The following is a 10567-nucleotide window of genomic DNA, read 5'->3' on the forward strand; positions in this document are numbered from 1 at the left end:
CACCTTTAGCTAACAACATTGAGTATACGAAGTTAGGCCCTAGTACTTACCTCTCTAAGATGAAAGAAATATCATTAATATCTTCCTCGATTATAGGAAAGTATTCGGCTATTATAGAAATTCCTTCAAGTTCGTTTTAAACAATTACGCTCGAATGATAGATGTAGAGGTAACAGACACTGAAAGTACATTAGGTAAGATTGTGTGCTATTAGATTTCAGTGTACGCTACTTTCATTATAAGATTTCTGTAGGTAAGATGTCAGAAGGTATCAAAACCATATTAGTAGAAGATAATAATGTTAGGCTTGATAGGTACATTAGAAGAATTTTTCCCAATCTAAAGCAATCTACAATCGAAAAATCTTTAAGGAAAGGATTAATCAAAGTCGATAATTGCAAGGCAAAATCTAGCGATAAAGTGAATTCTGGACAAACTATAACAATAAGATACTTAGATTATATTGAAAATACTAACTCTGAACGTAAATATAATGAAAAGCTAGTAAATTTGCTGAGAGAGAACATATTATATGAAGATGAGTACATATTAGCTATAAATAAATCCGCGGGGGTAATCGTTCAAGGCGGTGTAAAGGTAAAGATTAGCATTAGTGATTTACTTGACCAAATAAGAGAGAGAGAAATATTTAAAATTGTTCACAGGCTGGATAGGGATACAAGCGGAGTAATAATATTCGCACGCAATGCCAGCGTTGCCAAATACCTTATGGAAGAATTTAAAGGACGGAGGATAAAAAAAACTTACCTAGCATTAACTTTTGGTATACCGAGCAAAGATAATGGAACAATAGACTATCCGTTGGTGAAAAAATATATTTCAGGGCAAGAAAAAGTAGTCGTTGATGAAGATTCACCTCAAAATGCCACTACGCATTTTTCAATTATAGCAAGGTTAAAACATAATGTTGCTTATTTAAAATTACAACCAATTACTGGCAGAACTCATCAATTACGTGCACATTTAGCTCATATAAATTGTCCTATTCTTGGTGACGGTAAATATGGCGGTAAAAAAGCTTTTATTGATGGAGTAGCAAATCAGATTCACCTACATTCATATTCTTTGTCTTTAAAATTGCCAAATAATAAAGAAGTCACTATTACTGCTCCTGTCCCTAAACATATCGAAAAATCTATTGAAGCGCTATCTTTTGACTAAAGCGATTTCACCAATCAATTTTTTTGTCTTTGGCTTTAATTTGAAGTACAGATATTAGGCTAATCAATGCACAAACAGTAAGGTAAATCCCTGCAGCAAGTTTTGTTTCGGTTTTTTCTATAAGCCACATGCATACCGATGGAGAAAGGCCGCCAAAAATACCTGCAGATATGTTATGTGCGAGGCTAAAGCCGGTGCACCTAACTTTTGTTGGAAATAACTCGCAGGCAAGAGAATTATATATTCCAAAAGATGCACCTATCGGCACACTTATCAACAGAAAAGAGAGCGTGACAATATAGTGGTTATCATTTGATAATAGCGAAAGTACCGGCAAACTGACACAAGCTAAAGCTAATAACGTATGAATGATCACGTTTTTTCTTCCAACTTTATCAGACAGTATTGCAAACAGCACTGCAGACGTCCCAAATGTAATTTCAACCATAATCCTTACTACATTTTTAATATCAATATCTGAAAGAATAAGCTCTTTTACAGATATGTTGTAAAACATGATTACTGAATAAACAATTGCGTTTTGAGCAATGCCAAGTCCAATTGCTATCACAAATGCCTTTTTATAGTCCCTGATTAATTCTAAAAATGGAGAATCAGATAAGCTTCTATTTTGATCATGAATTTTATATGCTAGACTCTCTTCCATTATGTACCTTATTAAAAAGCCTATTACACCCATAACAGAGCAGAAATAGAAGAGCAACCTCCAGCCCCAAATTTCATAATTTTCACCTGTAAACTCTTTGCAAACAGCTATCATTACAAAGCATGTAATAGAACCAAGAGCACCACTAAAAGCTTTCATGCTACCTAAAAAGCCTAGATTTTTTTTATCGCTTGAATGCTCTATTAAAAAAGCTGAATTGATACTTGTTTCTCCACCTGCTGCCATTCCTTGTGTTATTCTACAAAGCAGAAGCAGCATAGGAGAAAATATTCCTATTTCTTTAAAGCTTGGTATAATCGCAATTGCAGTAGATGATATCGAAGCTAATATTACGGAAGTCAGCAAAATTTTCCTTCTGCCGTATTTATCTCCAATGTAACCAAAAATAAATGCACCAAGTGGTCTAAATCCAAATCCAATTGCAAAACTGCCAAGAAATTTGATTGTGCTTAAATAATCACTTTCTGAAGGAAAAAAAACGTTGCTTATTATATGCGCTAAAACTCCAAACAGAGTTACTTCATACCATATAATCATATTGCAGATTATGCTTGATAGTATTGCTTTTTGAATATTGTTCATGATTTTTAACTCACTATAATTTAACTTACTAATAACAAGTATTTTTGTCTATAGATTGTAGTTTAGAACTTTGTAACTGTTTTAGTATAAAATTGTTTACAATATGCTCAAAAGATATTCATTAAATTTTCACTATTATATTTTATATTCAACATTTATTGTAATTATGAGGTTAGTATGAGTGAAAAAGGTATAGACGTATCTCATTGGAATGGAGAGATTGATTGGTCGAAAGTTGCAAAGGATAAGGTAAGGTTTGCATTTGCCAAAGCAACTGAGGGAGAAACTTTTCAAGACACTAAATTTGAACAAAATTTTCAAAGTATGAAAGATAATAGTGTGCAAGCTGGGGCATATCACGTATTTAGGATGACCTCAACACCTGAAGGTCAGTTGAATAACATAGTTAACGAACTTAAAAAAGCTAATTTTGAGCCAGGTACAAATAAGTTAGCTGTTAGTGCTACAACTGGTATTTGCGAAGGAAGAACAACAAAATGTGATGATCCTACAAAACACACTAACACACAGAGAGCCGAAAAACTTCATTCTTTATTGACTCAATTGAATGAAAAAGGATACAGTCCAATTGTATATGCTTCACCAAAAACGTGGAATGATTACTATACACAAGAAGAACATAATTTTTCTCACTACCCATTATGGGTTGCTGATTGGAGAGGAAGATCGGAGCCTGAATTACCTAAAGATTGGAAGGATGCGGGTAAAAACTATACTTATTGGAATTACACCTCTCAAGGAGAAGTAGACGGAACAGAGGGCCAAGTCCCGCTAGACCAAACGTTTTGATATCCTAAAACTATAAAGTAGTGCTAGGGCCTAGCACTACTTTAACAGAATTCAATATTCTTGTTTTTTCCCCACCTAAACTCAAGTTATATACAACTTTATTCAACAACCTTTAAAGACAACTCACGTAAATGCTTATTATCTACTTTAGAAGGAGCGCCCATTAGAACATCTTCTCCTTGCTGATTCATAGGAAAACAGATTACTTCACGAATATTCGGCTCATCTGCAAGTAGCATAACCATTCTATCAACCCCTGGCGCTATTCCACCATGAGGTGGCGCTCCAAACCTGAATGCACGCACAAGCGCGCCAAATTTTGTATCAACTTCCTCTTTACTGTAGCCTGCAATGGCAAAAGCTCTGTACATAATATCTAGTTTGTTATTACGAATCGCCCCACTTGAAAGCTCTATTCCATTGCAAACGAGATCATATTGATAAGCAAGGATATCCAGTGGATTCTTTTCTTCTAAATCTTTCAAGCCACCATGTGGCATGGAAAATGGGTTATGAAAGAAATCTATTTTTTTGCTTTTATCATCATATACAAAATATGGAAAATCGATGACCCAGCAAAACTTAAAGATATTGTCATCTATAAGACCTAGTTGTGATCCTAAGAGAGAGCGAACTTTCCCTGCAATTATTGCTGCTTCATTTTCCTTATCAGAAGCAAAAAATACACTATCTCCAGGCTTTACATTTGTTATTTCTTTTATAGAATTTAACCTATTGTCATCAAGAAATTTAGCAATTGGTCCTTTTGCAATGCCGTCCTTATCAAATGTTATATACCCAAGACCTTTAGCACCTAATTCTTTTTGCGCATGTTCTATTTTTTTATCAAAAAAGCTGCGTGGTTCCTCCGCTGTTTTGGGAGCAGGAATGGCTCTGACTACCATACCTCGCTCAATATTGCTTTTGAAAATATTGAACTCTGAATTACGGAAAATTTCTGTTACATCGCTGATCAATAGTGGATTGCGCAGATCTGGTTTATCAGAACCGTATTTGAGCATTGCGTCTTTGTATGTAATACGTGGAAAATCTTTATCAACTGATTTGCGAGAAAATTTGGCAAACACTTTATATAAGGTAGATTCAATAACCTGAAATATATCTTCTTGAGTTACAAAAGACATTTCAAGATCTAGCTGATAAAACTCCCCAGGAGAACGGTCAGCCCTTGCGTCCTCATCACGAAAACAAGGTGCAATTTGAAAATATTTATCAAACCCTGAAACCATAAGCAACTGCTTAAAAATCTGTGGAGCTTGTGGTAATGCATAGAATTTACCAGGATTTAGTCTGCTTGGCACTAAATAATCACGTGCTCCTTCAGGAGAAGAGGCAGTAAGTATGGGAGTTTGAATATCTAAGAATCCTTGCTCTATCATGAGCCTCCTGAGCTCTGAAATGATCTGTGAACGTAGAATAATGTTATTACGAACCTTTTCACGTCTTAAATCAAGAAAACGATATTTAAATCTCATGTTTTCTGGGTATTCTTGCTCACCGGCGATACTTGCTAATATACTCCTTTCTTCTTTTGCTATTTCTTCATCACAGTGGAACTCAACTTCAGATTCAACTTGTAAATTACTAACTATAACTTCAATTTCTCCTGTGGAAATAGAGCTATTTACCGTATCTTCAGTTCTAGCTTTGACTATTCCTGTGACAGTAATCACACTTTCTGATTTTAAATTCGAAATTTCATCAAAAAAATCTTTATCGTTATTGAATACCAACTGAGTAATCCCATGAAAATCTCTTAAATCAACAAAGATTAGGTTACCATGGTCACGTTTGCGATACAGCCAACCAGAGAGAATAACTTCCTTTTCTACATCATTCTTCCTTAATTCATTACACTCGTGAGTTTTATAACAGTTCATTTAATTGAAATTTCTAGAATACAAAAAGATTATAAAATAAATTAACCTTTGGGCAAGATAATATCTAAAGATCCTTTACAAGCAATTCTGATTTAGATATACTTTTTTATTATGTGTGTTGAGGTGTATTTATGAACCCTGAAGAATTAAAAGAAATTTTAGCTAAAAAAGAGAGGGTGAATGCTGTAATAAAAGATCTTGTTGATACTGTTACCAAAAATGATTTAGAAAAAGTAAAATCAATTTTTGAGAAAAACAGCTCTATTATTAAAGATGTTGTTGCTGAGATTAATTCCCAAAATGGTACAAATTTATTAGGTTATGCTATTGATAGTAAAATGGCTAAATATCTAATAGAGCAAGGTGTAAAATTCGTCACTGCAGTCGGAAAGGCAGTTATGAAAAAAGATTTAGAGTTAGTCAAATCAATCTGTCAGATGAATAAATCAATAGCTAAAAATGAGTTATCGCAAAATCCTGAGCCACTAGAATCTGCAACTTATGATCACAAATTTAATGATAAAATTGCAAGGTATTTGATTGAACAAGGTGCAAATCCTAATGCAACTGATCATCTTGGTCGTTACTTACTTTATCTGCAAACTGCAAAAGGCAATTTCGAAGGAGCTAAGGCTTTAATAGAAAACGGTGCGGATGTAAACATAGTAAATCAAGAACAGGATGGCTATTGGAGACCAGGCATAGACGCTAATGCGCTGAAGGGTCAAACTGCATTGCACTTTGCAATTAGAGTATACAGAAATAATAAAGACCTAAATCCTGAAAAAGCTAATAGAGCTTTAGGATTTATAAGTTATTTAATAGAAAAAAAAGCAAACTCAAATATCAAAGATTGTAATGAAAAAACTCCTCTAGATACTGCTATATTTTTTGACACTCCAGAGATAGTAGAATTATTAATAAAAGCTGGTGCTGATCTTAATGTTGGAAGGGAAAAAGCAGAAGGTGTTTTAAAGTATGCAATTACTGAAGGGCATATAGATATAGGGAAAGCTACAATTCGATATATTTTGGAACATGACTCACACTGGTTAACAACTTCAAATAAACCAGATCTTCTCAATGACCAACAAGAGTTATCAAACTATTGGGATGAATATAAAGCTCAAGTTAAAGAGCTTCATGATATAGTGGGAGATAGAATTTACTTAACTGGTGACGCTCTACCCGTCCTATAATGAGAACAGTGAGTGGCTTTTTAGATCATGAAAGTAGAAAAAATCTAGTAAAATCATCATTCATATCTAGTGCTGAGGCACCAGAAAATTTTTGTCCGAGAAAGCTGGCTGTTATAAGTGTAGCTACAATAACTTGCGCTTTAGCATTATATTTTCTTGCTCCATTAATCATTGGGTCTTCTGCTGGAATTGGTACTCAACTAGCATTAGGAGCTGTAGGTGCAGTTGTAGGTGGTGGAATTGGAATCTTGACCAATGTGGCAATAGATCAATGCTACGTTAATTCAGCTACTCAGAAAGCTGACTAAAATTAAAGCGCCATAGATTGCTAAAACTCCATAATTGTGGAGTAATATAATGTTACTTTCCTCAAGCCTTTAGCTCCTCAAATACTTCTCTTGCTCTGTTTAAAACAGAATCAGGAAAACCAGCAAGTTTTGCTACATGTATTCCATATGACTCATCTGCAACGCCCTCAATTACTTCATGTAAAAAGATGACTTCTCCTTTCCATTCTTTTATTTTCATACAAAAACATTTCACATTTTCTAAGTATTCACCTACTTTAGTCAATTCATGATAATGAGTTGCAAAAATGGCGCGGCACTTATTTATGTTGTGAATGTGTTCAATCACCGCCTGTGCAATAGATAATCCATCATATACCCCTGTGCCCCTACCAATTTCATCAAGTATCACCAAGGAACGATCTGTTGCCTGATTTACTATCGTTGCTGTTTCGATCATCTCTACCATGAAGGTAGAATAACCAGCTGTTATATTATCCGTTGCGCCAACCCTGCTGAATATCTTGTCAATCACTCCAATATGCGCACTCTCTGCTGGCACAAATGACCCCATATGAGCTAAAACTGCAATGAGAGCGTTTTGCCTCAAGAAAGTGCTTTTTCCAGCCATATTAGGACCAGTAATTAGATGTATACCAGCTAAATTGATGCTATTTGCAATGAATTTATCGTTAACTTCAACCACTGGATGTCTTCCGCTACAGATATTGAACTCTTTGCTGTCATCAATGATGGGTTTTACGTAATTATTTTGCACTGCAAGCTCTGCAAACGCGGTTCTAATATCAAGTTTTGCCAAAGCATTTGCAGCAAGAGCAATTTTTTCAGATTCTTTAGCGACTTCACTACACAGTTCACTAAAAATTTTCATTTCTAAGCCGATTGCAGCATCACGTGCCGTAAGAATTTTATTTTCTAGTTCTTTCAACTCATTAGTAGTGTAGCGCATGCTATTTGCTAAGCTTTGTCTATGAATAAATATATCCGAAGTTATTTTGTGATTTGCCGACACTTCAACGTAATAACCGAGTATGTTGTTATGTAATATTTTAAGTGCGGCAATACCAGTTAGGTCGCGATAAGATTCACGGAGTTTGGTTATTAGTTTATTACTATTATTTAATATGTAGGATAACTCAGATAATTCTGAGTTGTATTTTGAGTGAATAAATCCTCCTTCTTTCATGGAACTGAGGTTATTATCAAGTATAGCACTATTTAACAGTTCAAATAGGTCTTTATGATTGCCAAGGCTTTTATGTATTGTGCTTAGTTCACTTTCGTCACTACTTATCACCTGAGTAGTAGACACTGATTCCTTTTCTCTGGTCAAGCACTGGAATGACATCTGAGAGTTAATTTCTGATTTTTCACTTAAACAATAATTATGCAAGGTAGACAGAAACTCAGACAATTCTAAAGTCTTTCCTAGGCCTATTTTCAATAGGTTCATATCCTTTGGTGAACCACGCCCTAGTATTAAGCGCGATAAAGACCTTTCAATATCCGGAATGTTAGATAATATCTCTCGTATTTTTCTGCGTGAATCATGATTATTTACAAAAAATTGAGCGGTGCTGAGCCTCAAATTAATTGCCTTAGAGCAAGCAAGGGGTGAAGCGAGCATTTGTTTGAGCAGGCGTCCACCAGAAGCTGTAACTGTATGATCAATAACTGAAATTAGTGAACCTTTCTTTTCACCAAATTGAGTTGAAAACAACTCAAGGTTTCTCCTTGCTGAAGCATCAATAAGCATGAAATTTTGTTGCTTATAGGTTTTTGGGAATTCAAGCCTTGGAATGGAGCCCCTTTGCGTTACTCTGACATATTCAAGCAGTGCACCACACGCCATGATTTCTACTTTGCTGAAATTTCCTATACTCCCAAGTTCCCTGATTTTATAAAACTCGCATAATGTTCTGTGAGATTTACTATACTCAAAAAAGCTCTGTGCGTGTTGCGTAATTGATATTTTATAATTTTTTAAAATCGATCTAATTTTTTCATCCTCAGTGAATTTTTCAGAAATTAATAATTCTCTTGGTGATATACGCAATAAATCACTATCTAGAGCTTTCAAACTCGTTAAAGTGTGAAAAAATTTTCCCGTCGATAATTCAAGCCAACTAATAGCATATTCGTCATTTTGTTCAACTATGGATGCGAGATAATTATTGCTTTTATCCTCCAGTAGTGAATCTTCTATAATTGTACCTGGAGTTACAACTCGCACTACATCACGCTTTACTATGGATTTATAGCCCCTCTTTTTTGCTTCATCAGCAGTTTCTAATTGGTCAGAGATTGCTACTTTGAATCCTAAATCTATTAGCTTGTGTAGGTAAGATTCGCTACTGTGTGCTGGCACTCCACACATTGGTATTTCTTGCCCATTTGAATTGCCCCTCTTGGTTAGCACTATATTCAGCAATTTCGCAGCTTTAATAGCATCATCGAAAAACAACTCATAAAAATCTCCTAGCCTATAAAATAACAGATGATCCTTGTATTGAGCTTTCAGGTTCAAATATTGTTCCATCACAGGGGTATTTTTTTCTCTTATTAAGTTCATAATATTTTTAAATATGTTAGCAGCAAACCACTTACTCTGGCATTGGTTATTTTATTATGGATCAATAATTTTTTTTAGCTATAGTACAAAACAAATAGTTTTGAGGTAGAACTATGGAACATGAACAGTTATTAAAAATATTAAGGACAATAAGTGATTTAAATGAGAATAATATAATCGAAAGAGTAAAAGAGGAATTGGAAAAAGAAGACCCAGACACGTATAAAAAGTGGCAAGATAATGGATTTAACATAAATTATACATTCGATGATCAAAGTACATTGTTACATATAGCTGCTAGAAATGATCTTGTAAAGATAGCAGAGCTTTTAATAAAAAAAGGGGGTAATGTTAATACAGCAGATCAAGATGGATGGACTCCTTTACACTTTGCTGCTGCAAGTGGCAGTATAGGAGTGGTAGAGATTCTCATAGCACACAAGGCTAGTGTTGTAGTAGCAGATAAAGAGGAGTACACCCCTTTGCATTGTGCTGCTCACAATGGACATAAAGAGATAGTAGAACTCTTGTTAGACAAAGGGGCTAATATTGATGCAGTAGATCAAAATGGGTATACTCCTTTGCATTATGCTGCTCTCAATGGACATGAAGAAATAGTAGAACTACTATTAAACAAGGGGGCTAATGTTAATTCAGTAGGTTGCGCTGGGAGTACTATATTACATCATGCTGTTTCTGCTGAAAATTGCAAAACGGAAATAGTAAAAAAACTCATAGAAAAGGAAGCTGATGTTGACATAGCGGATAAATACGGGCGTACTCCGTTATGCTGGGCTATTAGAAATGGCTATTCAGAAGTAGCAAGAATTCTACTTGAAAACAAGGCAGATCCTTTATTGGGACATAAAAGTTTTAACACATTAAAGCTTTTGATTGAATTAATAAAAAATGATTTTAAGCACTCTAAGAAAGCAGAAGAAACACAGCAACAAGAAGATGATGAATATGAATTGATTAAATACTCGTTGCTACTTCGCAATGACTGCTCCTTAACGGATGTTGTCGAAAGAAGTGCATTTGGCAAGCTGATATCTACGTGGCTTGTTGACATGTCCAACTTAACAGAGAGTCAGAAGGAGTTGAATAAAAAATTCTTAAGTACTTTTAAAGACTTTCCACATGTTACTTATAAGGATTATAAGAACGATGTTGAAAAAATTAAAAAATTTTTACTAGATCATAAAAGTAATCAAGATCTAAAAACCATTCTCAACCTTAAAAGAGGAGAATCTAAACTGACAATACTGCATATTCTATCAAGTATGGAATGTATAATGCACCCCATAAACTAGACCAAAAAAAAA

Annotated in this window: 8 protein-coding genes; 5 read left to right on the forward strand and 3 right to left on the reverse strand. The window is 34.6% G+C overall.

Translation table 11 applies throughout. From position 1 onward, the window contains the following. Positions 1-258 precede the first annotated feature (258 nt). The gene (locus LB100_RS05090; protein ID WP_456201624.1) at positions 259-1182 is read left to right on the forward strand and encodes an RluA family pseudouridine synthase; all 924 of its coding nucleotides are present in this window, start codon (positions 259-261) and stop codon (positions 1180-1182) included. A 7-nt stretch (positions 1183-1189) separates the two neighbouring features. Here the strand turns inward: LB100_RS05090 and LB100_RS05095 are convergent, their stop codons facing one another. Then, the gene (locus LB100_RS05095; RefSeq protein ID WP_456201625.1) at positions 1190-2452 is read right to left on the reverse strand and encodes an MFS transporter; all 1263 of its coding nucleotides are present in this window, start codon (positions 2450-2452) and stop codon (positions 1190-1192) included. Positions 2453-2629: 177 nt separating this feature from the next. On the opposite strand from LB100_RS05095, the gene LB100_RS05100 reads away from it, so the two are divergent. Continuing rightward, the gene (locus tag LB100_RS05100; RefSeq protein ID WP_456201626.1) at positions 2630-3262 is read left to right on the forward strand and encodes a glycoside hydrolase family 25 protein; all 633 of its coding nucleotides are present in this window, start codon (positions 2630-2632) and stop codon (positions 3260-3262) included. A 98-nt stretch (positions 3263-3360) separates the two neighbouring features. Here the strand turns inward: LB100_RS05100 and aspS are convergent, their stop codons facing one another. Next, the gene (gene aspS / locus LB100_RS05105) at positions 3361-5163 is read right to left on the reverse strand and encodes an aspartate--tRNA ligase (protein WP_456201627.1); all 1803 of its coding nucleotides are present in this window, start codon (positions 5161-5163) and stop codon (positions 3361-3363) included. 131 nt (positions 5164-5294) lie between these two features. Between aspS and LB100_RS05110 the strand changes: the two genes are divergently transcribed. Together LB100_RS05110 and LB100_RS05115 are read left to right on the forward strand one after the other, a co-directional pair. Beyond that, entirely contained in the window at positions 5295-6362 is a 1068-nt protein-coding gene (locus LB100_RS05110; protein ID WP_456201628.1) for an ankyrin repeat domain-containing protein, read from the forward strand. Beyond that, a complete protein-coding gene (locus LB100_RS05115; RefSeq protein ID WP_456201629.1) occupies positions 6362-6670 on the forward strand; it encodes a hypothetical protein in 309 nt (102 codons plus the stop codon). The genes LB100_RS05110 and LB100_RS05115 overlap by 1 nt, the downstream gene beginning before the upstream one ends. A 61-nt stretch (positions 6671-6731) precedes the next feature. Here the strand turns inward: LB100_RS05115 and mutS are convergent, their stop codons facing one another. Then, entirely contained in the window at positions 6732-9242 is a 2511-nt protein-coding gene (gene mutS / locus LB100_RS05120) for a DNA mismatch repair protein MutS (protein ID WP_456201630.1), read from the reverse strand. Between the two features lie 113 nt (positions 9243-9355). Here mutS and LB100_RS05125 point away from each other — a divergent pair, with 113 nt between their 5' ends. Continuing rightward, a complete protein-coding gene (locus tag LB100_RS05125) occupies positions 9356-10555 on the forward strand; it encodes an ankyrin repeat domain-containing protein (RefSeq protein WP_456201631.1) in 1200 nt (399 codons plus the stop codon). The last annotated feature ends 12 nt before the right edge of the window (positions 10556-10567 follow it).

It is taken from the genome of Wolbachia endosymbiont of Protocalliphora sialia, from assembly GCF_053891855.1.